Source organism: Luteipulveratus flavus, assembly GCF_029439465.1.
In the GTDB taxonomy this organism is placed as follows: domain Bacteria; phylum Actinomycetota; class Actinomycetes; order Actinomycetales; family Dermatophilaceae; genus Luteipulveratus; species Luteipulveratus flavus.
In genome coordinates, this window is the sequence record NZ_JAROAV010000028.1 from 169,149 (window position 1) to 193,856 (window position 24,708).

The following is a 24,708-nucleotide window of genomic DNA, read 5'->3' on the forward strand; positions in this document are numbered from 1 at the left end:
TTCCTTACTGCTTGTCACCTGGACTACCTCGGCACTGTCATCGGCGCCGTACACCGCGAGCGCCGGTCGGACGAGTCTCCTCGCCGCCGGCGCCCCATTCGTCCGGGCTCTGCCACCGCCTCCCGGCGACGGCACGACCCGGCCGCTCGACCTCAGCTGGACCCGAAGACCCAGGACACCGCGCGCTGGAACACCTGGTCCAGGCCCACGACGTAGAGCATGATCAGCACGATGAACACCAGCACCACGGCGGTGTAGTTGATCAGCTCCTGGCGGGTGGGCCAGACGACCTTTCGCATCTCGTCGAGGACCTGCCGGACGAACAGCGCGATCCGCCCGAAGAGACGCGCCAGAGGGTTGCCCTGGCGGGCGCCGCGGGAGCCACGACGACCGGTGCCGCGGCTGCGCGTGGTGCTCGTCTCGGTCACGACCACTTCTTTCGTCTCGGCGTGCACCGGCGACGCCGGCGCAGGTCTTCGATGTCCTGCACGTGCAGGGCACGAGGGACTTGAACCCCCAACCCCCGGTTTTGGAGACCGGTGCTCTGCCAATTGAGCTAGTGCCCTTCGCTCCCGGCGTGGGACCGGGACCGTCGGTGACCATCACACCACGACTGCTCCTGCGGACAGGAACCACCGTGGTGTCGTCAGTCACCCGACGTGCGAGTGTACGCGACCACCGCGGGCGGAGGCCAACTCGCCGCCGCGGGAGGCGCACGGACCCGTCCGCGAGCGGTGCCGCTGGACCCCGGTCCCGCCCGTGCGTGCCCGGACGCGGGCAGTAACGTCGTCCCATGACGGACCACGAGAGCACGTCCTTCGAGTCGGACGAGACGACGTACAGCCTGGACGACGAGGACCAGCTGCAGCCCGAGGACACCCTGGTCGACCGCGGCACCGACGACGCCCTCGAAGAGGGGTACTCCCCGCCCGACCGCCCGAGGCCGGGCTACGGCAACACGGCGACCGAGCAGGAGCAGGGCGAGACCATCGAGCAGCGCATCCGGCAGGAGGTGCCGGACCCCGACACCGCCTACGGCGCCCCGGAGAACGAGAGCGGTCTGGACGTCGAGCGCGTCGGCGGGGACGACCCGGACGCGATCGACGCCGACCAGGACTTCCTCGGTGACGGCGAGGTGGGTGACGACCGCGCCGGCCGGCTCGTGGCCGAGGACGAGGGTGCTCACGAGGACACCGAGAAGGACATGGTCGCTCAGGACGCAGGCATCGACGGTGCCGGCGCGTCGGCCGAGGAGGCCGCCGTGCACGTCGTCGACGAGGAGGAGTGAGCGCGTCGCCCGAGCCCCGCTCGACCACCACGCTGCCGAAGGCGCACCTGCACCTGCACTTCACCGGTTCGATGCGCATCACGACGCTGCGCGACCTGGCGGCCAAGCACGGCTTCCGACTGCCCGACTCGCTGCTGTCCGCATGGCCGCCCCACCTGTCCGGCACGGACGAGCGCGGCTGGTTCCGGTTCCAGCGGCTGTACGACGCCGCCCGCGCCTGCGTGCGCGACGAGGAGGACATGCGCCGGGTCGTCCGCGAGGCGGCCGAGGACGACGCGCGCGAGGGAAGCCGCTGGCTGGAGATCCAGGTGGACCCCACCTCCTACGCCACCCACCTGGGCGGGATCACCCCGACGCTGGAGATCGTGCTCGACGAGGCCAGGCGGGCCGGCGAGGCGACCGGAACCGGTGTCGGTGTCGTCGTCGCCGCCTCCCGGCTGAGACACCCCCTCGATGCGCGGACCCTGGCGCGGCTGGCCGTCAAGCACGCGGGCGAGGGCTCTGGCAGCGTCGTCGGGTTCGGGCTGAGCAACGACGAGCGTCGCGGGGTCACCGAGGAGTTCGCGCACGCCTTCTCGATCGCGCGCGAGGGCGGGCTCGCCTCCGTGCCGCACGCGGGCGAGCTGCTCGGTCCTGCCGCGGTCAGCCACACCCTGGACGCGCTGGCGCCGGACCGGCTCGGCCACGGGGTACGCAGCGTCGAGTCCGACGTCGTGCTGAAGCGGGTCGTGGACGCCGGTGTCGCCCTCGAGGTGTGCCCGCGCAGCAACGTCGCCCTGGGCGTCTACCGCGAGCCCGAGCAGGTCCCGCTGCGCACGCTGATCGATGCCGGCGCCCGGATCGCGCTGGGCGCCGACGACCCGCTCCTGTTCGGCAGCCGGCTGGTCGCGCAGTACGACTCGGCACGGCTGGACCACGACCTGCCCGACAGCGCCCTGGCCGAGCTCGCGCGCTCGTCCGTCCGCGCGTCCCGGGCGCCCGCCGACGTACGGGCGCGGACGCTGAAGGAGATCGACGCCTGGGAGTCCTGACCCACCCGGGGCGGGCCGAGACTCAGAGCTTGTGGCCGACGAACACCGGCTCGTTGACCAGCCGGACGCCGAACGCGTCCTCCACGCCGTCGCGGACCTCCCGTGCCAGGCGGGCCACGTCGGCGGCCGTCGCGTCGCCGCGGTTGGTCACGGCGAGCGTGTGCTTGGTCGACAGGGCGGCCGGGCCGGGCAGGCCGTACCCCTTGGTGAAGCCGGCCTTGTCGATCAGCCACGCGGCGCTGGTCTTGAGCCGGCCGCCGTCACCCGGGAACTCCGGCGGCGTCACGCCGTCGCCGAGGTGGTCGGCGGCCCGGCGGCGCAGCACCTCGAAGTCGGCGGCGCTCAGCATCGGGTTGGTGAAGAAGGACCCGCACGACCAGGTGTCGTGGTCGGCCTCGTCCAGGACCATGCCCCGCTTGCGGCGCTGGGCCACGACGCCGTCCCGGGCGTCGCCGATCGGCACGCGCTCGCCCTGCTCGACGCCGAGCTGGCGCGCGAGGTCGGCGTACGCCAGCGGCTGCGACCGGTCGGTGAGGTGCAGCTGGAAGAGCACGTCCAGCACGACGTACTGGTCGGTGCCCTTGAACCGCGAGTGGCGGTAGGTGAAGCGGCACTCCTCGTTGGAGAACGTGCGGACCTGCTGCTCGCGCCGGTCGTAGACGCGCACCGAGGCGATGGTCTGGGCGACCTCCTGGCCGTACGCACCGACGTTCTGGACCGGGGTCGCACCGGCGAGGCCCGGGATGCCGGACAGGCACTCGACCCCGGACCACCCCTCGGCCACCGTGCGCGCGACGAAACCGTCCCAGTCCTCCCCCGCGGCGACCCGGACCATCGCGCCGCCGCAGTCGTCGGACGACTCGACCGTGACGCCGCTGGTCCGGACCAGGACCACCGTGCCGTCGAAGCCGTCGTCGCTGATGACCAGGTTCGACCCGCCGGACACGACCAGCAGCGACTCGTCGGCGTCGTCGACCTCGCGGACGGCGTCGACCAGCTCATCGGTGGTGGAGACCTCGACGATGCGGGCGGCGGGACCGCCGACGCGCATGGTGGTGAACGGCGCCAGCGGCGCCCCGGCAGCCTCGCGCATCAGTCGGTCGCCACGGTCGCGAGCGCGCGGGTCAGCACCTTGGCGCCCGCGTGGGTCGCGGTGATCTCGACGACCGCGCGCCGGGCCGGCGCGTCGACCGACTTCACGACCGCGCTCACCTCGATGTCGGCGCCGCCGTCGTGCGGGACGGGTACCGGCGCGCTGAACCGGACGGCGTACTCCAGCACCTTGCCGGCGTCGCCGAGCCAGTCGACGACCACCTGGACGGCGGCACCCATGGTGAACATCCCGTGGGCGATGACGTCGGGCAGACCGACCGCGGTCGCGAACCGCTCGTCCCAGTGGATGGGGTTGAAGTCGCCGCTCGCACCGGCGTACCGGACGAGCGAGGAGCGCTCGACGTGGACCGTACGGGGCGGCAGCTGCTGGCCGACCTCGACGCTGGCCTGGGTCATCACTCGCCCCCTCGGATGACGACCACCGACGTGGCCGTGCACAGCGGCGCTGCCTGCCCGTCGGCGATCTCGGTGACCATGGTGACCATCGAGTGGCCGCCCGCCTGCCGGACCCGGTCGATGCGGGTGGTCGCGGTGATCTCGTCACCAGCCACCGCCGGGCGGTGGTGGACGAACCGCTGCTCGCCGTGGACGAGGCGGGAGAAGTCGATGCCGGCCTCGGGGTCCAGGATCGCCTGGGCCTCGCCCTGCTGCGCGACGCTCACCAGGAACGTCGGTGGGGCGACGACGTCGGCGTAGCCCTTGGACCGGGCGGCCTCGAGGTCGGTGTGGACCGGATCCGTCGCGCCGACGGCCTCGGCGAGCTCGCGGATCTTCGCGCGGGAGACGACGTACGGCGGGGTCGGTGGGTAGGTGCGTCCCTCCACCTCAGCGTTCACAGGCACCCGAGCAGCCTAGAGGGCCCCGACATGCGAAAGGCCGCCCGGTCCGTCGGACCGAGCGGCTTCACGCGAGGAGAGACGCGAGTGCGTGGACTCAGCGGGTCTCGCGGTGCGCGGTGTGCTTGCTGCAGCGCGGGCAGAACTTCGCCAGCTCGAGCCGGTCGGGGTCGTTACGCCGGTTCTTCTTGGTGATGTAGTTGCGCTCCTTGCACTCCGTGCACGCCATGGTGATCTTGGGGCGGACGTCTGCGCTCTTGCTAGCCATCGGGGCAACCTGCTCTCGGAAGTTCGTCTCGGTCCAGCTCGGCTACCCGGACCGGTCCTGCGGTGTCTGACTTGGTAGCGGGAGCGGGGCTCGATCCCGCGACCTCACGATTATGAGTCGTGCGCTCTAACCAGCTGAGCTACCCCGCCGTAGGGCTGATGGCCAACCACCTCGTCGGGCGGGCCGGCTCTCAACCAGAGCCCCCAAACGGAATCGAACCGTTGACCTTCTCCTTACCATGGAGACGCTCTACCGACTGAGCTATAGGGGCCTGCTGACCTGCTCGCAGAGCACGTGACCGACCGGCCACGCCTCCCAGCAGCGCAGCGACGAGATTACACGTACTGCGCGCCGATCACGAAATCGGCGACTGCGGACCGGCGCCCACCGGGTCGGCCGCCTGCGCGACCTGCTCCAGCCGCTCCCGGTAGGCGGCCCAGCGCGTGGCGTCGTAGTCGGGCAGGTTGGAGCTGTCGGCGCTCATCCCGGTGGTCCCGTCGACCTGCTCGCGCAGGATGTCGACGTGCCCGGCGTGCCGGTTCGACTCGGCGATCACGTGCACGAGCATCTGGTGCAGCGTCACGTGCCGAGAGTCCCCCCACCAGGGCACCAGTCCGGGCGCGTCCAGGTCCAGCGCCTCGATCGTCGCGTCGGCGTGGGCGTTCACCCGGCGGTAGAGGTCGACGATCTGCCCGCGCGTCTCGTCCTCGGTCGCCCACGCGTCCGACTGCGGGTCCTGGTCGTCGTCCCACCACGGCAGGTGCTCGGCGAAGGGCCGCTCGAAGCTCGTGCCGAGGTAGTACGCCTCCACGATCGACAGGTGCTTGACCAGCCCGAGCAGGTTGGTGCCGGTGGGAGTCAGCGGGCGGCGGGCGTCGTACTCGGAGATCCCGTCCGCCTTCCACAGGACGGCACCGCTGGCCTCGCGCAGGTACCGATGCAGGACGTCCTTGGCCGCAGTCTCGTTCATCCGAGGACTCTCCCAGGGGCCGACGCGCGCCGGCCACCGCTTTGATCACGCCGAGCCGTCGACCCGAAGCCCGTCGATGAGCAGATCGACCATGGACACCGACGAGAGCGAGCCCGACGCGTGCGCGAGGTTGGCGACGGCGGCGAGGAGCTCGTCCGCGTCCACTCCCGGCCTGGCCTCGCCCGCGTGGACCGCGGCGTCGAGGAGGGTTGCGAGAGGAGGGCCGAGGTGCCCGGAGAAGTACGCCGGGAGCGGCGCGAAGGCCGGATCACCGGAGTGCAGGGCCGCGGACAGGCCCTGCTTCGTGGCGATGAACGCGGTGTAGCGACGCAGCCACGCCACGAGCGCCTCGAACGGCGGCAGGGTGGCGGCCAGCTCCTCGGCAGCGGCGGCCGTCGCGTCGACCTCCCGCCGGAAGACGGCCGCCACGAGGTCCGCGCGCTGCGGGAAGTGCCGGTAGAGCGTCGCGACACCGACGCCGGCCTCGCGAGCGACCACTCGCACGGGGGCGTCGACGCCGTCCCTGGCGAACACCCTCTTGGCCGCCTCCAGAGTCGCGTCGAGGCTGCGCTGCGCGTCGGCGCGTACGCGGCGTTCGGGCACGGCGGAGCCTCTCTCTTGCAAAAGCGGAACACTGTTCCATATAGTCGAAGCGGATCATTGTTCCGTTTCGACCTCTCAACATAGCGCGAAGGAGCGAACCATGCATTACCGCAGCCTCGGAGCCACCGGCATCCAGGTCAGCCCGTACGCCCTCGGAGCCATGATGCTCAACCGGATGGGCAACGGCGATCACGCCGACTCCGTGCGGATCGTCCACCGAGCACTCGACGCGGGCGTCAACCTCGTCGACACCGCCGACGCGTACGCGACCGGCGAGTCGGAGGAGATCGTCGGCAGGGCACTGCAGGGCCGCCGTGACGACGTCGTCCTCGCCACGAAGTTCCACCTGCCCATGGGTGAGGACCCGAACATGCGGGGCAACTCGCGGCGCTGGATCATGCGCGCCGTCGAGGGCTCCCTGCGCCGCCTGCAGACCGACCACATCGACCTCTACCAGGTGCACCGCCCGGACCCGGGCGTCGACATCGAGGAGACGCTCTCGGCGCTCACCGACCTCGTCCGCGCCGGGAAGGTCCGCGCGATCGGCACCTCCACCTTCCCCGCGTCCGACCTCGTGCGCGCCCAGTGGGTGTCGGAGCGGCGCGGGCTCGAGCGGTTCCGCACCGAGCAGCCGACGTACTCGATCCTCAGCCGCACCATCGAGCGGGAGGTGCTGCCGGTCTGCCACGACTTCGGCGTCGGAACCCTCGTCTACAGCCCGCTCGCCGGCGGCATGCTCACCGGCCGCTACCGCAAGGGCGGGGCCAACGACACCCACCGGGCGGGGTTCGGGTTCGGCTACATGCGGGACGAACGGCGGTTGGACGCCGTGGAGCAGCTGATCGTGCTGGCCGACAAGGCCGGCCTGTCGCTCACCCACCTGTCCATGGCGTTCGCGATCACCCACCCCGATGTCACGAGCGCGATCATGGGGCCGCGCACGATGGAGCAGCTGGAGGACGTGCTGACCGGGCTCGATGTCGCGCTCAAGGAGGACGTGCTCGACGCGATCGACGAGATCGTGCCGCCCGGGACCGAGGTGTCACCACTGGACATGGCCTACCAGCCGCCGGCCGTCACCACGCCCGCCCTGCGACGTCGGCCCCGCGACGAGCGCAGCGCCGCCTGAGCGCGCCGCATCCCGCCACAGGTCGTCCTGTGGCGGGATGCTCCGCGTCGGTCAGTCCAGCGGCGTGATCGTGCCCCGGGCGTGCTCGGTGCCCTTCTGGTGGTTGCGCAGCGCGAGCGCGACCTGACCGGTTCCGGCGTCCCGCCTCGCGACGAACCGTACGGTCGACGGGATCAGCACCGGCTTGCGGAACGACACGTCGTAGGAGTACGCGTCCGGCAGCCGGTTCTCCAGCGCGCCGAGCATCCTGGCCATGCTCCACGCCCCGTGCGCGATCGTCGTCGGGAAGCCCAGCGCCTTCGCCGCGAGCGAGTTCAGGTGGATCGGGTTGACGTCCCCGCTCACGTCCGCGAACCGGCGGCCGAGGTCGCCGGGCAGCCGCCACAGGGCGCCGGAGCCGTCGACGGCATCGCCCTCGTCGGCCTGCGGCTCCGTGGTGCCGTCCGCCTGCTGCCCGCGGTAGAGGTAGGTGCTCACGCCCTCCCAGACCAGGTCGTCACCGACCCGGCCCTCACCGATGACGTCCGCGAGCGCGCCGCGACGGTGCGGGCGCGCGTTCGCCGTCCGCACCGTCAGCGTGACCGGCTCGTCCAGCAGGACCGGGCGGTGCTGGGTGATCCGGTTGCTCAGGTGCACGTTGCCGGTCAGCGGATACGGGTAGGACCGGTCCGCGAACAACGTCACCTGCAGCGGGAACGACAGGTTGTGCAGGTACGTGGACGGCAGCTCGTTGCGCAGCGGGAACCCGGTGAGGTGGGCGTACGCGGCCAGCCGGTCGGCGTCGACCCGGATGTCCCGGCGGACGACGTCCAGCCGCGGCAGGGCGGTGCCCGACCGCAGCCGCGACATCGCGACCGCCTTGAGGAACACCGGCGCCAGGCGCGGCTCCGAGGAGACCTCGATCGTGCGGTTCGAAGGCATCGTCAGGCCCCGAGCTGGCTCTGACCGCAGACCCGCAGCACCTGGCCGGTGACGCCCGCACTGCCCGGCTCGGCGAAGAACGCGATCGCCTCGCCGACGTCCACCGGCTGCCCGCCCTGCAGGAGGGAGTTCAGCCGGCGGCCGACCTCGCGGGTGGCCAGTGGGATCTTCGCGGTCATCTCGGTCTCGATGAACCCGGGAGCGACGGCGTTGACGGTGATGCGCCGGTCGGCGAGCTCCTGCGACAGCGAGCGCACCAGCCCGATGACGCCGGCCTTGGACGCGGCGTAGTTGGACTGACCGCGGTTGCCGCCGATGCCGCTGATCGAGGCGACGCTGACGATGCGTCCGCCGTCCCGCAGGCCGCCGGCGACGCTCGGGTCGAGGAGGACCTTGTTCATCCGCAGCTGGGACTGCAGGTTCACGTCCAGGACGCTGCCCCAACGGGACTCGTCGGTGTTGACGAACATCTTGTCGCGGGTGATGCCGGCGTTGTGGACGATGACGTCCAGCCTGTCGCCGACCTGGGCGACAGCGGCCGCGATCCGCTCACCGGCGTCGGCGGCGGTCACGTCCAGCTGGAGTGCGGTGGCGCCGATGCCGTTGGCGACCTTGGCGAGCGACTCCCCCGCCGCCGGGATGTCCACCACGATGACCTTCGCGCCGGCCCGGGCGAACACCTTCGCGATCTCGGCTCCGATGCCGCGCGCGGCACCGGTGATGACGGCGACCTCGCCGGCGAGCGGGTGGTGCCAGTCGTCGACGTCGGGGATCTCGCCCTCGCGCACGAGAACCGGCTGACCCGAGACGTACGCCGAGCGGCTGGAGAGGAAGAACCGCAGCGGCGCGGCGAGCACGGCCGAGTCGCCCTGCGCCTCCCCCGCCACCCACAGCAGGTTCGCGGTGCCGCCGGCCCGCAGCTCCTTGCCGATCGAGCGGGTGATGCCCTCCAGCGCCTGCTGGGTCGCCGCGGCCTCGGGGTCGTCGAGCTCGGCGGGCGGGGTGCCGATCACGATCACGCGGCCGTTCTTGCCGAGCGCCTTGACCGCCGGGCCGAGCGTGGCCCGGAGCGCCTCCAGCTGGTCGAGCGTGCGCGCGCCGGACGCGTCGTACACGACCGCCGCGAGCTTGTCCGCGTATGTCGAGTCCGCAGTCGCCGCAACGACATTCGCACCGGAGGCCGCGATGATCGCCGTGGCGGACGCGGCGACCGGGCCGTCGCCGATCGAGCCGACGGCGGCCGGACCGTCGAGGAGGTCCTGGCCCTCGGCGTACCGGCGCAGGAGCGCGGGACGCGGCAGGCCGAGCCTGACGGCGACGGTCTTGCCGAGGCCCTGGTTGGTGAGCTTGGTGAGCGTGTCGGTCACTTCGTTGCCTCCAGGATCGCGACGACACCCTGGCCGCCGGCCGCACAGATGGAGATCAGGCCGCGGCCCGAGCCCTTCTCGTGCAGCTGCTTGGCCAGCGAGGCGACGATGCGGCCACCGGTGGCCGCGAACGGGTGGCCCGCCGCGAGGGACGAGCCGTTGACGTTGAGCCGGCTGCGGTCGATCGAGCCCAGCGGCGCGTCGAGACCGAGCCGGCCCTTGCAGAACTCCTCGCTCTCCCAGGCGGCGAGGGTCGAGAGCACGGTCGAGGCGAACGCCTCGTGGATCTCGTAGTAGTCGAAGTCCTGCAGGGAGAGGCCGTTGCGGGCGAGCAGGCGCGGCACGGCGTACGCCGGGGCCATCAGCAGGCCCTCCTCGCCGTTCACGTAGTCGACCGCCGCGGTCTCGGCGTCGACGAACCGGGCCAGGACGGGCAGGTTGCGCTCGGCGGCCCACTCCCGGGTGCTGAGCAGGACGGCCGAGGCGCCGTCGGTCAGCGGCGTGGAGTTGCCGGCCGTCATGGTCGCGTCCGGGTTGCCCTTGTCGTACGCGGGCTTGAGCTTCGCGAGCTTCTCCAGCGAGGTGTCGGCGCGCAGGTTCTGGTCGCGGGTGAGACCGAGGTACGGCGTCACCAGGTCGTCGAAGAACCCGCGGTCGTACGCCGCGGCGAGGTTCTGGTGGCTGCGCAGGGTCAGCTCGTCCTGCGCCTCGCGGGTGATGCCCCACTCCTTGGCGGTGAGGGCCATGTGCTCGCCCATCGACAGCCCGGTGCGCGGCTCGGAGTTCTGCGGCTGCTCGGGCGCCAGCTGGTTCGGGCGGACCTTGGTGAGGGCCTTGAGCCGCTGCTGCGGCGTCTTGGCGTAGTTGAGCTCCATCAGCGTGCGGCGCAGGTCGTCGTTCACGGCGAGCGGAGCGTCGCTGGTGGTGTCGGTGCCTGCGGCGATGCCGGCCTCGATCTGCCCGAGGGCGATCTTGTTGGCGACCAGGATCGCCGTCTCCAGACCGGTGCCGCACGCCTGCTGCACGTCGTACGCCGGGGTCTGCGGCGCCAGGTGCGAGCCGAGCACGGCCTCCCGGGTCAGGTTGAAGTCGCGGGCGTGCTTGATCACCGCGCCCGCGGCGACCTCGCCCAGCCGCTCACCCTGCAGACCGAAGCGGGCCACCAGGCCGTCGATCGTCGCGGTGAGCATGTCCTGGTTGGAGGCCTTGAGGTACTTCCCGCCTGAGCGAGCGAACGGGATGCGGTTGCCGCCGACGATGACGACGTCGCGAGTGGTCATGCGAACTCCTGCGATTGCGAGGCGTGAGGCCGGCCCGGGGCGGAGGGCCTCCCGATGACTTACCGATACGGACAGTAGCAGGTACAACGCGTAGCGGGTACTGTCGGATTCCATGAGCGCACCACCTGGTACCTCCGCGGCCCGGCCCGACGGCCGGGACAGCCGCTGGGCGCAGCACCGCACCACGCGCCGGCGCGAGCTCGTCGACGCGGCGATCAAGGCGATCCGCAAGCACGGGGCGACGATCGGCATGGACGAGATCGCCGCCGAGGCGCACACCAGCAAGACCGTGATCTACCGCCACCTGGGCGACCGGCTCGGGCTCTACCTCGCCGTGTGCGAGGCCGTGGACGAGCTCATCGTCAAGGACGTCGGCCAGGCGCTGGACGCGTCCGTGGACCGTGACGCCGTGCTGGAGATGGGCCGAGACCCGCGGCCCGCGCTCGTCGCCGTCATCGACAGCTACCTGCGCCTCGTCGAGCACGACCCCGAGCTGTACCGATTCGTGACGCGCCGCCCACTCCTGGACGTCCCGCCGGACCGCGACCCGGTCACCGGGCTCGCCGACGCCATCGCCTCCACGCTGGCCGGTCTGTTCGAGGGGCCGCTGGCCGCCTCCGGCCGTGACCCGGCCGCCGCGCTCACCTGGTCGCACGGCCTGGTCGGGTTCGTCCGGGAGTCCGCCGACCGGTGGCTCGTCGACCCGAACCGGCAGCCCCGGGAGGCTGTCGCCCAGCAGCTCGCCGACTTCGCGGCGTTCGGGCTGTCCGGCGTGCTCGCCGGCCCCCGTCCGTCCGGCTCCACCGAATCCACCCAGACCTCAGGAGACTGACATGGCCACCGACTCCGTGACCACCACCGCCGCCGAGGGCGCGCCGGACCCCGCGGCCCCGACCCGGCCCACCGCTCCCACCGGGTCCGACCAGGCCGTCGCCGAGCAGATCTGCACCGTGCTCGACGGCGCCTGGGGCGACCTGCGCCGGCGGATCCGCAGCGACCTCCAGCCGTCCTGGGTCCTCGGCGAGCCCGGCGGGACCGTCGAGGAGCAGCGCGACCGCGTCCTGCGGCAGCTGCAGGTCCTGGCCGACCACGGCTACGGCCGCATCGGCTTCCCCACCTCCTACGGCGGCGAGCTGGACTACGGCGCCTCGTGCGTGGCGTTCGAGATGCAGGCCTTCGGCGATCTGTCGCTGCTGGTCAAGCTCGGGGTGCAGTTCGGCCTCTTCGGCGGCGCCGTCAGCCGGCTCGGCACCGACCGCCACCACACGGCGTACCTCGAGGACATCATGACCGGGCGGCTGCTGGGCTCCTTCGCCATGACCGAGGTCGGGCACGGCAGCAACGTGCAGCGGATCGAGACGACGGCGACGTACGACGCCCGCACCGGTGAGCTGGTCGTGCACAGCCCGACGCCGTCCTCGGTGAAGACCTACATCGGCAACGCCGCCCGCGACGCGCGCATGGCCGTCGTGTTCGCCCAGCTGATCACCGACGCGGGCCCCCACGGCGTGCACGCGGTCCTGGTGCCCGTCCGCGACGAGCAGGGCGGCCCGCTGCCGGGCGTCGTCACCGGCGACAACGGCTACAAGGCGGGCCTGCCCGGGGTCGACAACGGCACGTTCGCGTTCGACCAGGTCCGCGTGCCGCGGGAGAATCTGCTCAACGCGTTCGGCGACATCGACGAGGACGGCCACTACCACTCCGCCATCGAGAGCGAGAACGCCCGCTTCTTCACCATGCTCGGCACGCTCGTGCGCGGACGGGTGTGCGTGGGCGGTGGCGCCGGCTCCGCCGCGAAGAAGGCTCTGGCGATCGCCATCCGGTACGGCAGCCAGCGCCGCCAGTTCGAGGCGCCCGGCGAGGAGCAGGAGGTCGTCGTCCTGGACTACCTCGCCCACCAGCGCAAGCTGCTGCCGCGCCTGGCGAAGTCGTACGCGCTCGGCCTGGCCCAGAACCAGGTCACCGAGCGGCTGCAGGAGCTGCACGGCGAGGGCGCCTCGGGGACGACCAAGGACCAGGAGGCCCAGCGCGAGCTCGAGACGCGCGTCGCCGGGCTGAAGGCGGTCACGACCTGGCACGCCCTGGACACGATCCAGGCCTCCCGCGAGGCGTGTGGCGGTGCGGGGTACATCGCCGAGAACCAGCTCGGTCAGATGCGGGCCGACGTCGACGTCTTCACGACGTTCGAGGGCGACAACACCGTGCTGCTGCAGCTGGTCGCCAAGGGTCTGCTGACCGAGTACAAGGAGCTGTGGGGCGACCTGGACGGCGCCGCGCTGGTCGGCATGGTCAGCAAGCAGGTGGCCGAGGGCGTGGTGGAGCGGACGACCGGTCGCGCCGGCGTCCAGAAGCTGCTGGACCTGGCCAAGGGCCGCGACGACGAGTCGGCCCTGGACGACCGCGGTTGGCAGCTGTCGATGTTCGAGCAGCGCGCCGACCACCTGCTGGAGACGGTCGGGAAGCGGCTGCGGCGCGCGACCAAGGAGAACGCCTTCGAGCTGTTCAACGCCGCGCAGGACCACGTCCTGCTCGCCGCGCGGGCGCACATCGACCGGATCGTGCTGGAGGCGTTCGCCGAGGCGGTCGAGGCGATGCCGCAGGGCCCGGCGCGCGAGCTGCTCGACCGGGTGTGCAGCCTGTACGCGCTGTCCTCGATCGAGGAGGACAAGGGCTGGTTCATCGAGCACGGCCGCATCGGGACCGCACGGTCGCGAGCGGTGACGGCGCAGGTCAACCAGCTGTGCCGGGACCTGCGGCCGCACGCGCTCACCCTCGTGGACGCGATGGGAGTCCCCGAGAGCCTCATCACCGCACCGATCGCGGCGCTGCCGGATGCGCCAGGCGGTGCATGAGGGTGGACCACGGGTGGTCCGGCCACGGGTGGGCGTGCTCGCGGGCCGGCTCCACCGAGGGTCGGCGCCGGGACCGCGCCCGCTCCGCTGCGTCGCGTCGGGTCGCGGCCTGACGGGCGGCCCCTTCGTACAGTGCGTGGTTCTCTGCCATGACGTGCTCCTTCCACGGGTGCTGCTCTGATCGGTCAGGTCTGCTCAGTCCTGCGCCTGGCGCAGCTCGACGTCGCCGCTGCCGGTGCCGAGCCGCAGCTCGACGTGCTCCTGACCGGGCTCCGGCTCGCCGACGGACGCGAGCTGGTTGCGCAGCCGGCCGCTGCCGGTGCTGATGTCGGTCCAGACGGGTGTCCCGGCCGGGACACCGACCTGGATGTCGCCCGAGCCGCCCCGAGCGCTCAGCGAGCCGCGCGCGATCCGGCCCACGGTGATGTCGCCGCTGCCGGTGGTGACGGTGGTCTCCGCGCCGACCTGGCCCAGCTCGACGTGACCCGAGCCGGCCTTCAGCACCAGCGCGCCGTGCAGGACACCCACCCGGACGCCGCCGGAGCCGGCGGACACGGAGGCGTCGCCACCGCACGAGCCCACCTCGAGCTCGCCGGACCCGGTCTTGGAGCGCAGCGCTCCCCCGACCTCGGCGACGGTCGCCCGGCCCGAGCCCGTGTCGATCTCCACCGATCCGGTGAAGGTCGGCACGGTCACCCGGCCGGACCCGGCGGAGAACCGGCCGGAGCCGTACTCGCCGGTGAGCTGGACGTCCGCGGAGCCGGTCCGCGTGATCGCGTCGCTGCCGGACGGCACGACGACGCTGACCCGCAGGTCCTTGACGAAGCCGAGGCGGACGCGGCGGCCCTTCGGCCCGACGACACGGACGTGACGTCCGTCCTGCGTCACGGTGACGTCATCAGCGTCATCGCCCTCGACCTCGACCCGGGTGGTCCCGGTGTCCTCGGCGACGACGTCGACCTTCCCGCCGCCGATCTCGACGAACAGCTCGACGGGCTCGGGGGTCTCGAAGATGTACTCGGGCATGGCGGATCTCCCTCTCGATGGGTGTGGGGTATCGCAGGACGTCGGCGTGACGTCCCGTCAGGACGGGTGGGTGGTGGGGGTTAGAGCCAGCCGCTCATCCGGCGGCTGTCGCGGTGCCTCGCGAACGGGTCGAAGGAGGCGGACCGCGGGTCGGCGGTGTCACCCTGGGCGGCCGCCCGGACCACGGCGACCAGCCAGGTGTTCAGCGACTGGCCGGCCGCGGCAGCGCGCTCCTCGGCACGCTTCTTGACCGACTCCGGCAGGCGCAGCGTCACCCGCGCCAGTCCGCCGTCGGCCTCCTCCTCGCCCGAGGGCGCCGGCGGGACCGGCGGTGCGGGCGGGGTGGGCGGCTCGGGGGCGATCGACGCGCCGGCGTCGACGACGAAGTCCAGCCGCCGCCCGTTGAGCCGGACGTCGACGGACCCGGACGGCATCTCCGCGGTGATCTCGGCCGCCGCCTGGCTGACCGCCTCCATGAGCGCAAGGCGGGCCGAGGGGTCCAGCGCGAGCAGCAGCCGCTGCGCAGCGGCGCGACCCTCGTCGCCACCGATCTCGGCTGCGCGCTGCAGATCCTGGCGAAGGAGCTCGACGTAGGGCGTGATGTCCATGTGCACCACTATGACGTCACCGTGACGTCACGTCAAGCATCACTGTGCGTCAGGTCGACGTCAGGCCGGCGAGCCCTCCGTCGCGGGCTCCGCCATCTGCCGGTTGCAGTGGCGCTCCAGACCGAAGGCGGTGACGACGGTGCCAGCCAGGACGAGCGCGGCGCACCACCACATGGCCTGCCGGTAGGCGTCCGCCACCAGGTGGCCCTGGGCGTACTCGCGCCCGGACAGGCCGACCAGCAGCGGCAGCACCGCGATGGCCAGCAGCCCGGCCGTACGGGAGATCGCGTTGTTGATGCCGCTCGCCAGGCCGGAGCGGCTCGGTGGCGCGGCGGCGAGCACGGTGCCGGTCAGCGGCGCCACCAGCATCGACAGGCCGAACCCCATCAACGTCACGCCGGGGAGGATGTGCCGCCAGAACGACGGGTCGTCGGGCGCGAGGGCCAGGAGAGCGAGAGCGGCGGCGATCAGGACCGAGCCGGCGAGCATCGGCGTACGAGCGCCGTACGTGCTGGCGATGCCGCCGAAGCGGGAGGCGAGGAAGAGCATGATCACGCTCATCGGCACGGTGGCCGCGCCGGCCGCCAGCGGACTCCAGCCGGCGCTGACCTGCAGGAACACCGCGATGAAGAACATGCTCCCCGACAGCGCGCCGTAGACGACCAGGGTCACCAGGTTGATGACGCTGAAGGTGCGGTTGGCGAAGAGGGACAGCGGCACCATCGGATCGCGCTCGCGCCGCTCGGCGACGACGAACGCGACGCAGGCGAGGACGCCGACGGCCAGGCTGAGCAGCGTGCTGACCGACGCGCCGGTGTCCGGCCAGGCGGTGAGTGCCCAGGTGATCCCGGCCAGCCCGATCGGGGCGAGCAGGACCCCGGCCAGGTCGGTATGGTGCGACGCCTCCTCGTCCCGGGACTCCGGCGCCGAGCGCAGCAGGAGGAGCACGATCGCAGCGAGCGGGACGTTCAGCCAGAACGCCAGCCGCCACTCGATCCCGACCAGCCAGCCGCCGACGACCGGGCCGCCGGCCGTGGCGATGCCGAGCATCCCGGTCCAGGCGCCGATGGCCCGCATCCGGTCGTCGGGATGGAAGCTCGCCTGGAGCATCGCGAGGCTCCCCGGGGTGAGCAGGGCGGCGGCGACACCCTGCAGCAGGCGGGACGCGACCAGGATCTCGATGGTTGGCGCGAGGGCGCACAGCACCGACATGACGGCGAACCCGGCGACGCCCCACCCGTACACGCGCTTGCGGCCGAGCCGGTCCCCCAGTGACCCGCCGACCAGGATCAGCGAGGCGAGGGTGAGCGTGTAGCCGTTGACGACCCACTGGAGGCCGGCGAGGTCGGCCTGCAGCTCCTTGCCGATGCGGGGCAGCGCGACGTTGACGATCGTGCCGTCGAGGAAGGCCATCCCCGAGCCCAGGATCGTGGTGAGCAGCAGCAGCCGCCCCCGCTTCTCGTTCATCCGCAGCCCGGCGGACTCACCGACCTCGCTCACACTGGGGCCAACCGATGTGACCCGCGACACATTCCGCTGCGAGGCCCTCGGCGCGTCCCGGTTGACTCTTCCACGGTGTGAGAGCCCAGGCTGACCGCATGACCGGCACCTCCGATCTCCTGCCCATCGGCCGCTTCTCCGCCCTCACGCGGATCAGCGTCCGGATGCTGCGGCACTACGACGAGCACGACGTCCTGCGACCGGCGTACGTCGACGACGCCACCGGCTACCGGTGGTACGCGACGACCCAGACCGACGACGCCCTGCTCGTCCGACAGCTGCGCGACGTGGGGTTCGGCGTGCCCGCCATCGGTGCCCTGCTCGCCGCCCGGAACGGCTCCACCTTCGGCCACGCGCTCGACCAGCAGCGCGCGGTCCTCGTGGACGACCTACGGGTGGCGTCGCACCGCCTCACTCTCATCGACCGGATGCGCGAGGCGCACCACCAGGAGCCGACCATGGACATCACCATCGACAGCACGCCGTTCGAGGCACGCACCGTCGCCGCGCTGCGCGGCACGATCCCGACCTACGGCGACGAGCAGCAGCTGTGGGACCGGATCCTCCCCGAGCTCGGCCGGCAGGGCATCGCCCTGACCGGGCCGTGCGGGGCGATCGACCTCGACGAGGAGTACCAGGAGCAGGACGTCGACAAGGAGGTCTTCGTGCCCGTCGCACCCGGCACCGAGGCCGCCGAGCCGCTGGCCGTGCGCGAGCTGCCGGAGCAGCCCGCCGCGCGCGCCGTGGTCACCGGGCCGTACGAGCAGCTCGCTGAGGCGTGCGACCAGCTCGTCCGCTGGGCCGCCGACCGGGGCACCCCGGGCGTGGCCGGGATGCGCTACGTCTACCTCAACGACCCGAGCACCACCCCGCCGGAGCAGCTGGTCACCGAGATCTACCTGCCGATCAGCGGCTGATCGGCAGGCGAGGACAGCACGACGGCACGGCGAAGGCCCCGGGACGTGGTCCCGGGGCCTTCTGCACTGTGGTGCCAGGTCAAGGATTCGAACCTTGGAAGCTTTCGCGACGGATTTACAGTCCGTTCCCATTGGCCGCTCGGGCAACCTGGCGTGAGTGCACGAGGAGGATAGCAACGGGACCGGGCAGTTCTCCAATCGACTACTCGGCGGCGTCCTTGCGGTAGGCCACCACATGGTCGGCCAGGCCGTACGCCACCGCGGACTCGGGGTCGAAGATGCGGTCCCGGTCGGTGTCCCTTCGCAGCGTCTCGACCTCCTGCCCGGTGTGCTGGCTGAGTACCAGCTCGGCAGCGGCCCGCAGCCGGATGACCTCGTCGGCCTGCAGGATCAGGTCGGGGATGGCGCCCCTCCCCTGCCCGGACGGCTGGCTGAGCAGCACCCGCGCGTGCGGCAGCACCCCGCGAGCGCCCTTCGTGCCGGCGGCCAGCAGCAGCGCGGCCGTCGAGCAGGCCTGGCCGACGACGGTGGTGGCGATGCGCGGGCGGACGTACCGCATGGCGTCGTACACCGCGAAGGCCGCGGTCAGGGAGCCGCCGGGCGAGTTGATGTAGAGGTTGATCTCGCGGGTCGGGTCCTGGGACTCCAGGTGCAGGATCTGGGCGATCAGCGCGTTGGAGACGCCGTCGTCGATCTCGGTGCCGAGGTAGACGATCCGCTCGGACAGCAGGTGGCTGTAGACGTCCATCACCCGGTCGCCGCGCGGGTGGCTCGCGATGACGTTGGGGATCGTGTAGGTGCTCATCGCGCACCTGCCATCGCGCCCAGCCCGATCCGGGTCCGCGGCCTGGGGCGTACCTCGTCCAGGTCGTGCAGCACGTCGTCGATGAACCCGTACGCCTTCGCGGCCTCGGCGGTGTACCACCGGTCGCGCAGCGAGTCCTCGAAGATCCGCTCCACGGTCTGCCCGGTCATCTGCGCCATCAGCGCGAGGACGGTGTCGCGGGTCAGGCGCAGGTCGTCCGCCTGCAGCTCGATGTCGACCGCGCTGCCGCCGATGCCGGCCGACCCCTGGTGCATCAGGATCTTGGCGTGCGGCAGGGCGTACCGGTACCCCGGCGTACCCGAGGTGAGCAGGAACTGCCCTGCGCTGCAGGCGATCCCGAGCGCGAGCGTCGACACGGTGTTCGGGATGAGCCGCATCGTGTCCATGATCGCGAGCATCGCCGGGACGGATCCGCCGGGCGAGTTGATCCACAGGCTGATGTCGGCCTCGGGGTCGGCCGCCGAGAGCAGGAACAGCTGCGAGCACAGCCGGGTGCCGCCGGCGTCGTCCAGCTCGCCGTCCAGGAGCAGGATGCGCCGCTCCAGCAGCTGGGTCGCGGACAGCTGGTCCATCGGGTTCGGTGCGCGTTCGTCGCTCATGACCGCAACGATCGGCCCGCCGACGCGCTCGCACCAGGGATCTTCGCTGACGGCAGAGCACGGCATACTCGGGCGCGGCAGCACGCCGTACCGCCGCACCCGCCGTACCCCAGGAGGAGCCATGGCCGACAGCTCGTTCGACATCGTGAGCAAGACCGACAAGCAGGAGGTCAACAACGCGCTGAACCAGGCGGCCAAGGAGATCTCCACCCGGTACGATTTCCGGAACGTCGGCGCGTCGCTGGAGTGGTCCGGCGAGACGATCGTCATGAAGGCGAACTCCGAGGAGCGGGTGCGCGCCGTGCTCGACGTCTTCCAGACCAAGCTGGTCAAGCGGGGCGTGTCGCTGAAGTCGCTGGAGTACTCCGGCGACGGCGACCCGAAGCCGTCCGGCAAGGAGTACCGCCTGGACGCCACCCTCAAGGACGGCATCTCCCAGGAGAACGCCAAGAAGATCTCCAAGATCATCCGCGACGAGGGCCCGAAGACGGTCAAGTCCCGCATCGAGGGGGACGAGCTGCGGGTCACCTCCAAGTCGCGCGACGACCTGCAGGAGGTCCAGCGGCTGCTGAAGTCCGCCGACCTGGACGTCGCCCTGCAGTTCACCAACTACCGATGACCTCGCGGCCGGAGGACGTCGCCGCGGTCCGGGCCGTCGTCGAGACGTTCCTCGGCGCGTTCGTCGACGGGCCCGACTCGGTCGACCGCCTCGACGCGCTGCGGGCGCTGTTCGTCCCCGGCGCGATCGTCGTCGCGACCTGTGGTCGGCCCGAGCCGGCGGTGTACGACGTGGACGGGTTCATCACGCCGCGCCAGGAGCTGCTCGCCGGCGGGTCGCTCACGGAGTTCACCGAGTGGCCCGAGAGCGGCCGCGTCGAGATGTTCGGCGACATCGCGCACTGGTTCGGCAGCTATTCGAAGTCCGGGACGCAGGACGGGGAGGCCTTCACCGGCCGCGGGATGAAGTCGATGCAGCTGGTCCGCTTCCCCGAGGGCTGGCGGATCAGCGCGATCGCCTGGGACGACGAGCGCGAGGGCCTGACGATCGACCAGCCCTGACCGGGTTCAGGCGGGGCGCTCGCAGACGTCGCCCTCACCGGCGCTGCCGCAGCCGCCGGCGCCGCACCCGCAGCCCCCGCCACAGCCGGACGCGCGCGGCGTCGGCTCGGTGCCGCGGTCGTCGTACGCCTGCTGCAGCCCCGCGAGGAACGTCTCCACCGGCTGGGCGCCGGACACGAGGTACTTGCGGTCGAGCACGAACGCCGGCACGGCCTGGATGCCGATCTGCCGGGCGGTCGCCTCGTCGGTGCGGACGTCGATACCGAACGCGTCGGACTCCAGCATCTCTGTGACGCCGGCTCGGTCGAGACCGCCCTCGACGGCGAGGTCCACCAGCGTCGGGCGGTCGCCGATGGCGCGGCCCTCGGAGTACCAGCCGCGCATGATCCGCTCGGTGACCGGCTGCTCCAGGTCGAGGCTGCGCGCGTAGTGGATGACGCGGTGGGCGTCGTGGGAGCTGCCGCCGCGGATCTGCTCCCACTGGAAGTCCAGCCCGACCGCGGCCGCCTGCTGCGCCATCAGCCGGTGCTGCGCCTCGACCTCGGCGACCGGAGCGCCGTACTTACGGGCGATCGCCTCCAGGTGCGGCCCCTCGGTGGTCGCGGGCGCCTGTGGGTCCAGCTCGAAGCTGTGCCAGACGACCTCCACCTCGTCGGCGTGCTCGAACTGCTCCAGCGCGAGCTCCAGGTGGCGTCGACCGATGTGGCAGAACGGGCAGACGATGTCGCTCCAGGCGTCGATGATCACGGGTTCAACGATAAGTCGCCGCGCGGCGCCGGCCTAACGGGTGTACAAGCGCGTGACATACGCCGCGTTCGTACACCCACCGTGGCTGTCCACAGGGACTCCCGCGACGGTTCGGCTCTCGCGTCACACTCGGCCGGTGCCCGATCGTCACACCCGCCGGCGCCTCGTGGCGCCGCTCGCCCACCGCCAGGGCGGCGTTATCAGCCGCCGACAGCTCGCCGCGCTCGGCATCGACCGGCACGACGTGCGATCCGAGGTCACGGCCGGACGGTGGCAGGTCCTTGGCCCGCAAGTGGTGGCCGTTGCCGAGGTGACCGGCGAGGGGCGGTACGCCGCCGCACTGCTCGGCGTCCGCGGGCTGGCGCGGCTGGACGGCACCTCGGCACTGATCTACTGCGGACTCACCGGCTGGCGCGAGGACGCCGTCCACGTGTCCGTGCCTCATGACACCCACGTCCGGTCGAGCGCGGGCGTGCGGGTCCACCGGGTGCGAGGGCTGGAACCGCCTGCGGTCGGCATCGGGCTCGCGACGAGCCATCCGACGTACGCCGTCATCCGTGCCGCGTCCTGGGCTCGCTCGGACCGGGCGGCCGCCACGATCGTCGCCATGGCCGTCCAGCAGGGCGTGGTCCAGCCGGACCGGCTGATCACGGTGTGGCGGGGCTGGCAGCGCCGCATCGCCCGCCGCGCCCTCATCGACCAGGTCGTGCGCGACGTGTGCGACGGTGCCCACTCGCTGGGCGAGCTCGACTTCGCCCGGCTGTGCCGCCGCCGTGGCCTGCCCGAGCCCGATCGACAGGTCGTACGCCGGGGGCCTCGCGGCCGCATCTACCTGGACGTGCGCTGGTCCCGCCTCGGGGTGGTGGTCGAGGTGGACGGCGCGCAGCACGGATGGGGTCTCGCTCCGGTCGACGACGCGCTCCGGCAGAACACCGTGGTGCTGGACGGCGACGTGGTTCTGCGCGTCCCGGTGCTCGGCCTGCGGGTGAGCCCAGAGCCGTTCATGGATCAGGTCGAGCGGGCCCTGGCCGCTGCCGAACGCCGACTCGCCGGCTAACGGGTGTACGAGCGCGTGACATACGCCGCGTTCGTACACCCGTTCATCAGGCGACGACCATCCGCAGCGCGGCCTCGGCCTGGTGCTCGGCGATCTGCTCGGGCGTCCAGGGGCCACCGTCCTCGTACCAGCGGGCCACGTCGACGCCCATCCCGGCGATCGACCGGGCGATCAGCTCGATGTCGTCCAGGCGGAACTCCCCGGACCCCTGGCCGGCGGCGAGCACGTCGTGCATCACCTCGCCGATCTCGTCGCGCAGCCCGTCGACGACCTCGCGGTGCTCGGCGGTCAGCGCGGCGGCCTCGTAGTAGACGACCCGCGCGGAGGTGTGGTGGGCGGCGTGCCGGTAGGCGAACGTCCAGACGAGGGCGCGCAGCTGAGCGGTCGGTGTGTCGTGCTCGACGACGGCCGCGCGGACGGCGTCCAGGATCGCCTGGTGGCCGTGCCGGGAGATCTGGAAGAGCAGCGACTCCTTGCTCGGGTGGTGGACGTACACCGCGGCCGGGCTCATGCCGGCCGCAGCGGCGATGTCGCGGGTCGTCGTCCCGTGAAAGCCCTTCTGCGCGAACGCATTCCGCGCCGCCTCGATGATGCCCGCACCCGCAACCGCATCGCCGTCGCGCGGCGTGCGGCCACCCGCACCCGGTCGCGCCACCTGCGCCATCTCCCGACCTCCGACACCTCGACGTGCACGGCCGCCGCCCTCGGGGCCGTCGGCAATTCTGCCCTGCGCGTTGACGAGGATCCCGCCGTGAGGGACGCTAAGCAAGCGCTTACCGTGTAAGCGCTTGCTCACCCGCAGACGAAGGAGACCTCCGCATGCCCCGCAACATCTACTCCGAGGACCACGAGGCGTTCCGTGCGTCGGTGCGCGAGTTCGTCGAGCGGACCCTGGAGCCGCGCGCCGAGGAGATGATCCGCGAGCACGTCATCCCGCGCGACATCTGGCAGGAGGCGGGCAAGCAGGGCTTCCTCGGCCTGGACATCCCGGAGGAGCTCGGCGGCGCGGGCGCGGGCGACTACCGCTTCAACGCAGTGTTCGCCGAGGAGGTCAGCGGCTTCACCGCGGCCGTCTCCAGCTGCTTCGGCATCCACGCCGACGTGTGCCCGCCGTACATCGTCGACCTCGGCACCGAGGAGCAGAAGCAGCGCTGGCTGCCCGGCATCGCCTCCGGCGAGCTGATCTGCTCCATCGGCATGACCGAGCCGTCCGGCGGCTCCGACCTCGCCGCGCTGAAGACCACCGCCGTCCGCGACGGCGAGGACTGGGTCATCAACGGCTCCAAGACCTTCATCACCAACGGCCACCAGTGCGACCTCGCGATCGTCGCCGTGCGCACCGACCCCAGCAAGGGCGCCAAGGGCATCACGCTTTTCGTGCTCGAGGCGGGCACCGAGGGCTTCACCAAGGGCAACAAGCTGGACAAGGTCGGCCAGGTCGAGTCCGACACCTCCGAGCTGTTCTTCGACAACGTGCGCGTGCCGGACGCCAACCGTCTCGGACCCGAGGGCCAGGGCTTCATCGCGATGATGCAGCGCCTGCCGCAGGAGCGCATCGGCGCCGCCGTCTCCAACGTCGCCCACGCGGCGAAGATCCTCGAGGAGACGATCGAGTACACCAAGGAGCGCAAGGCGTTCGGTCAGGCGATCGGCTCCTTCCAGCACAACAAGTTCAAGCTCGCCGAGCTGGTCACGCGCATCGAGGTGACCCAGGCGTACGTCGACGACTGCGTGGCCGCGCACGCCGAGGGCCGGCTGACCCCGGTGGACGCCGCGAAGGCCAAGTGGTTCTCCGCCCAGGTCCAGAACGACGTGCTCGACGAGTGCGTGCAGCTGTACGGCGGTTACGGCTTCATGAACGAGTACCGGGTGGCCCGTGCCTGGCGCGACGCCCGCGTGACCAAGATCTGGGCCGGCTCGAACGAGATCATGAAGGAGCTGATCGGTCGTGACCTCGGGCTCTAGGTTGTCCGGCAAGGTCGCGATCGTCACGGGCGCGAGCCGCGGCATCGGGTACGCGACCGCGGAGCGTCTGGTCGCCGAGGGCGCGAAGGTGTGCATCACCGCGCGCAAGCAGGAGGCGCTGGACGAGGCCGCGGCCCGGCTGGGCGGCCCGGAGGTCGCGATCGCGGTCGCCGGGCGCGCGGACGACGCCGAGCACCAGGCGGACGCGATCGCGCGCACGGCCGAGGCGTTCGGCCGCGTCGACGTGCTGGTCAACAACACCGGCATCAACCCGGCGTACGGGCCGCTGCTCGACCTGGACCCCGGCGCCGCGCGCAAGATGTTCGACGTCAACGTGCTCTCCGCGCTGGCGTGGACCAAGGCCGTGCACGCCGCCGGGATGAAGGAGCACGGCGGCTCGGTCGTCAACGTCGCCTCGATCGCCGGCATCCGCCCGGCGCCGGGCATCGGCATGTACGGCGTCACCAAGGCCGCGCTGATCCACCTCACCGAGGAGCTCGCGATGGAGCTCGGGCCGAAGGTCCGGGTCAACGCGGTCGCTCCCGCCGTGGTGAAGACGCAGTTCGCGACCGCGCTGTACGAGGGCCGCGAGGAGCAGGTCTCGGCGCAGTACCCGCTCAAGCGGCTCGGCGTCCCCGAGGACATCGGCTCGGCCGTCGCCTTCCTGGCCTCGGACGACGCGTCCTGGGTGACCGGCCAGACGATCGTCCTGGACGGCGGCGTGACGCTGCGCGGAGGCGTGTGAC

28 protein-coding genes and 4 tRNA genes are annotated in these 24,708 nt (G+C 71.8%); 11 read left to right on the forward strand and 21 right to left on the reverse strand.

The window, feature by feature from the left end; genetic code table 11:
- Window positions 1-152 precede the first annotated feature (152 nt).
- Together secE and P4R38_RS09540 are read right to left on the reverse strand one after the other, a co-directional pair.
- The gene (secE, locus tag P4R38_RS09535; RefSeq protein ID WP_275237654.1) at window positions 153-428 is read right to left on the reverse strand and encodes a preprotein translocase subunit SecE; all 276 of its coding nucleotides are present in this window, start codon (window positions 426-428) and stop codon (window positions 153-155) included.
- A 65-nt stretch (window positions 429-493) separates the two neighbouring features.
- Window positions 494-566 (reverse strand) — tRNA-Trp (locus P4R38_RS09540).
- Between the two features lie 227 nt (window positions 567-793).
- Between P4R38_RS09540 and P4R38_RS09545 the strand changes: the two genes are divergently transcribed.
- Window positions 794-1,288, forward strand: a complete 495-nt coding sequence (locus P4R38_RS09545; protein ID WP_277191950.1) for a DUF5709 domain-containing protein — start codon at window positions 794-796, stop codon at window positions 1,286-1,288.
- On the forward strand, window positions 1,285-2,319 hold the full coding sequence (locus P4R38_RS09550; RefSeq protein ID WP_277191951.1) for an adenosine deaminase: 1,035 nt from the start codon (window positions 1,285-1,287) through the stop codon (window positions 2,317-2,319). The genes P4R38_RS09545 and P4R38_RS09550 overlap by 4 nt, the downstream gene beginning before the upstream one ends.
- A 22-nt stretch (window positions 2,320-2,341) precedes the next feature.
- On the opposite strand, the gene P4R38_RS09555 is transcribed toward P4R38_RS09550, so the two are convergent.
- The 8 genes from P4R38_RS09555 to P4R38_RS09590 form a co-directional block, all read right to left on the reverse strand.
- Entirely contained in the window at window positions 2,342-3,412 is a 1,071-nt protein-coding gene (locus tag P4R38_RS09555; RefSeq protein WP_277191952.1) for a UDP-N-acetylmuramate dehydrogenase, read from the reverse strand.
- Window positions 3,412-3,828: a MaoC family dehydratase gene (locus tag P4R38_RS09560; protein WP_277191953.1), complete on the reverse strand. Its 417-nt coding sequence runs from the start codon at window positions 3,826-3,828 to the stop codon at window positions 3,412-3,414. The genes P4R38_RS09555 and P4R38_RS09560 overlap by 1 nt, the downstream gene beginning before the upstream one ends.
- Window positions 3,828-4,274 (reverse strand): FAS1-like dehydratase domain-containing protein, encoded by a 447-nt coding sequence (locus P4R38_RS09565; protein WP_275237649.1) that lies wholly within the window; start codon window positions 4,272-4,274, stop codon window positions 3,828-3,830. The genes P4R38_RS09560 and P4R38_RS09565 overlap by 1 nt, the downstream gene beginning before the upstream one ends.
- A gap of 91 nt (window positions 4,275-4,365) precedes the next feature.
- Window positions 4,366-4,536: a 50S ribosomal protein L33 gene (gene rpmG / locus P4R38_RS09570; RefSeq protein WP_275237648.1), complete on the reverse strand. Its 171-nt coding sequence runs from the start codon at window positions 4,534-4,536 to the stop codon at window positions 4,366-4,368.
- A gap of 72 nt (window positions 4,537-4,608) precedes the next feature.
- A tRNA-Met gene (locus P4R38_RS09575) sits at window positions 4,609-4,685 on the reverse strand.
- 49 nt (window positions 4,686-4,734) lie between these two features.
- Window positions 4,735-4,807, reverse strand: a tRNA-Thr gene (locus P4R38_RS09580).
- An 84-nt stretch (window positions 4,808-4,891) separates the two neighbouring features.
- A complete protein-coding gene (locus tag P4R38_RS09585) occupies window positions 4,892-5,506 on the reverse strand; it encodes a DinB family protein (protein WP_277191954.1) in 615 nt (204 codons plus the stop codon).
- Between the two features lie 45 nt (window positions 5,507-5,551).
- Window positions 5,552-6,109 carry a TetR/AcrR family transcriptional regulator gene (locus P4R38_RS09590; protein ID WP_277191955.1) on the reverse strand — a complete coding sequence of 186 codons (558 nt, stop codon included), beginning with the start codon at window positions 6,107-6,109 and terminating at the stop codon, window positions 5,552-5,554.
- 100 nt (window positions 6,110-6,209) lie between these two features.
- Between P4R38_RS09590 and P4R38_RS09595 the strand changes: the two genes are divergently transcribed.
- Window positions 6,210-7,238: an aldo/keto reductase gene (locus P4R38_RS09595; protein WP_277191956.1), complete on the forward strand. Its 1,029-nt coding sequence runs from the start codon at window positions 6,210-6,212 to the stop codon at window positions 7,236-7,238.
- A gap of 51 nt (window positions 7,239-7,289) precedes the next feature.
- Here P4R38_RS09595 and P4R38_RS09600 read toward each other — a convergent pair whose 3' ends face one another.
- Genes P4R38_RS09600 through P4R38_RS09610 form a run of 3 tightly spaced genes read right to left on the reverse strand, consistent with a single transcriptional unit; the run spans window position 7,290 to window position 10,806 of the window.
- Complete coding sequence (locus P4R38_RS09600; protein WP_277191957.1) at window positions 7,290-8,159, reverse strand: MaoC family dehydratase; 870 nt, start codon at window positions 8,157-8,159, stop codon at window positions 7,290-7,292.
- Between the two features lie 2 nt (window positions 8,160-8,161).
- Window positions 8,162-9,526, reverse strand: coding sequence for a 3-oxoacyl-ACP reductase (locus tag P4R38_RS09605; RefSeq protein WP_277191958.1), 1,365 nt, complete (start codon window positions 9,524-9,526; stop codon window positions 8,162-8,164).
- A complete protein-coding gene (locus P4R38_RS09610; protein WP_277191959.1) occupies window positions 9,523-10,806 on the reverse strand; it encodes an acetyl-CoA C-acetyltransferase in 1,284 nt (427 codons plus the stop codon). The genes P4R38_RS09605 and P4R38_RS09610 overlap by 4 nt, the downstream gene beginning before the upstream one ends.
- Before the next feature lie 112 nt (window positions 10,807-10,918).
- Here P4R38_RS09610 and P4R38_RS09615 point away from each other — a divergent pair, with 112 nt between their 5' ends.
- Window positions 10,919-11,638, forward strand: coding sequence for a TetR/AcrR family transcriptional regulator (locus P4R38_RS09615; RefSeq protein WP_277191960.1), 720 nt, complete (start codon window positions 10,919-10,921; stop codon window positions 11,636-11,638).
- Between the two features lies 1 nt (window position 11,639).
- Window positions 11,640-13,658 carry an acyl-CoA dehydrogenase family protein gene (locus P4R38_RS09620; RefSeq protein WP_277191961.1) on the forward strand — a complete coding sequence of 673 codons (2,019 nt, stop codon included), beginning with the start codon at window positions 11,640-11,642 and terminating at the stop codon, window positions 13,656-13,658.
- A gap of 195 nt (window positions 13,659-13,853) precedes the next feature.
- On the opposite strand, the gene P4R38_RS09625 is transcribed toward P4R38_RS09620, so the two are convergent.
- The 3 genes from P4R38_RS09625 to P4R38_RS09635 form a co-directional block, all read right to left on the reverse strand.
- Window positions 13,854-14,684: a DUF4097 family beta strand repeat-containing protein gene (locus tag P4R38_RS09625; RefSeq protein WP_277191962.1), complete on the reverse strand. Its 831-nt coding sequence runs from the start codon at window positions 14,682-14,684 to the stop codon at window positions 13,854-13,856.
- 80 nt (window positions 14,685-14,764) lie between these two features.
- Complete coding sequence (locus P4R38_RS09630) at window positions 14,765-15,292, reverse strand: toxin-antitoxin system HicB family antitoxin (RefSeq protein WP_275237638.1); 528 nt, start codon at window positions 15,290-15,292, stop codon at window positions 14,765-14,767.
- A gap of 60 nt (window positions 15,293-15,352) precedes the next feature.
- Window positions 15,353-16,792 carry an MFS transporter gene (locus P4R38_RS09635; RefSeq protein WP_275237637.1) on the reverse strand — a complete coding sequence of 480 codons (1,440 nt, stop codon included), beginning with the start codon at window positions 16,790-16,792 and terminating at the stop codon, window positions 15,353-15,355.
- Window positions 16,793-16,890: 98 nt separating this feature from the next.
- On the opposite strand from P4R38_RS09635, the gene P4R38_RS09640 reads away from it, so the two are divergent.
- On the forward strand, window positions 16,891-17,709 hold the full coding sequence (locus tag P4R38_RS09640) for a MerR family transcriptional regulator (protein ID WP_277191963.1): 819 nt from the start codon (window positions 16,891-16,893) through the stop codon (window positions 17,707-17,709).
- Window positions 17,710-17,778: 69 nt separating this feature from the next.
- Here P4R38_RS09640 and P4R38_RS09645 read toward each other — a convergent pair.
- From P4R38_RS09645 to P4R38_RS09655, 3 genes are all read right to left on the reverse strand, one after another.
- Window positions 17,779-17,862: transfer RNA gene (locus P4R38_RS09645), tRNA-Tyr, on the reverse strand.
- Between the two features lie 49 nt (window positions 17,863-17,911).
- Window positions 17,912-18,514 (reverse strand): ClpP family protease, encoded by a 603-nt coding sequence (locus P4R38_RS09650; RefSeq protein WP_275237635.1) that lies wholly within the window; start codon window positions 18,512-18,514, stop codon window positions 17,912-17,914.
- Window positions 18,511-19,134: a ClpP family protease gene (locus tag P4R38_RS09655; RefSeq protein WP_277191964.1), complete on the reverse strand. Its 624-nt coding sequence runs from the start codon at window positions 19,132-19,134 to the stop codon at window positions 18,511-18,513. The genes P4R38_RS09650 and P4R38_RS09655 overlap by 4 nt, the downstream gene beginning before the upstream one ends.
- A gap of 121 nt (window positions 19,135-19,255) precedes the next feature.
- Here P4R38_RS09655 and P4R38_RS09660 point away from each other — a divergent pair, with 121 nt between their 5' ends.
- A complete protein-coding gene (locus P4R38_RS09660) occupies window positions 19,256-19,753 on the forward strand; it encodes a YajQ family cyclic di-GMP-binding protein (RefSeq protein ID WP_277191965.1) in 498 nt (165 codons plus the stop codon).
- Window positions 19,750-20,193, forward strand: coding sequence for a Cif family virulence factor (locus P4R38_RS09665; RefSeq protein WP_277191966.1), 444 nt, complete (start codon window positions 19,750-19,752; stop codon window positions 20,191-20,193). Before P4R38_RS09660 ends, P4R38_RS09665 begins: the two co-directional genes overlap by 4 nt.
- Before the next feature lie 6 nt (window positions 20,194-20,199).
- Here the strand turns inward: P4R38_RS09665 and P4R38_RS09670 are convergent, their stop codons facing one another.
- A complete protein-coding gene (locus P4R38_RS09670; RefSeq protein ID WP_277191967.1) occupies window positions 20,200-20,940 on the reverse strand; it encodes a DsbA family oxidoreductase in 741 nt (246 codons plus the stop codon).
- Window positions 20,941-21,076: 136 nt separating this feature from the next.
- On the opposite strand from P4R38_RS09670, the gene P4R38_RS09675 reads away from it, so the two are divergent.
- Window positions 21,077-21,997 carry a type IV toxin-antitoxin system AbiEi family antitoxin domain-containing protein gene (locus tag P4R38_RS09675; protein WP_277191968.1) on the forward strand — a complete coding sequence of 307 codons (921 nt, stop codon included), beginning with the start codon at window positions 21,077-21,079 and terminating at the stop codon, window positions 21,995-21,997.
- Window positions 21,998-22,043: 46 nt separating this feature from the next.
- Here P4R38_RS09675 and P4R38_RS09680 read toward each other — a convergent pair whose 3' ends face one another.
- On the reverse strand, window positions 22,044-22,661 hold the full coding sequence (locus tag P4R38_RS09680) for a TetR/AcrR family transcriptional regulator (RefSeq protein WP_277191969.1): 618 nt from the start codon (window positions 22,659-22,661) through the stop codon (window positions 22,044-22,046).
- Between the two features lie 155 nt (window positions 22,662-22,816).
- On the opposite strand from P4R38_RS09680, the gene P4R38_RS09685 reads away from it, so the two are divergent.
- Window positions 22,817-23,962 carry an acyl-CoA dehydrogenase family protein gene (locus P4R38_RS09685; protein WP_277191970.1) on the forward strand — a complete coding sequence of 382 codons (1,146 nt, stop codon included), beginning with the start codon at window positions 22,817-22,819 and terminating at the stop codon, window positions 23,960-23,962.
- The gene (locus P4R38_RS09690) at window positions 23,946-24,707 is read left to right on the forward strand and encodes an SDR family oxidoreductase (protein ID WP_277191971.1); all 762 of its coding nucleotides are present in this window, start codon (window positions 23,946-23,948) and stop codon (window positions 24,705-24,707) included. The genes P4R38_RS09685 and P4R38_RS09690 overlap by 17 nt, the downstream gene beginning before the upstream one ends.
- Window position 24,708 lies beyond the last annotated feature (1 nt).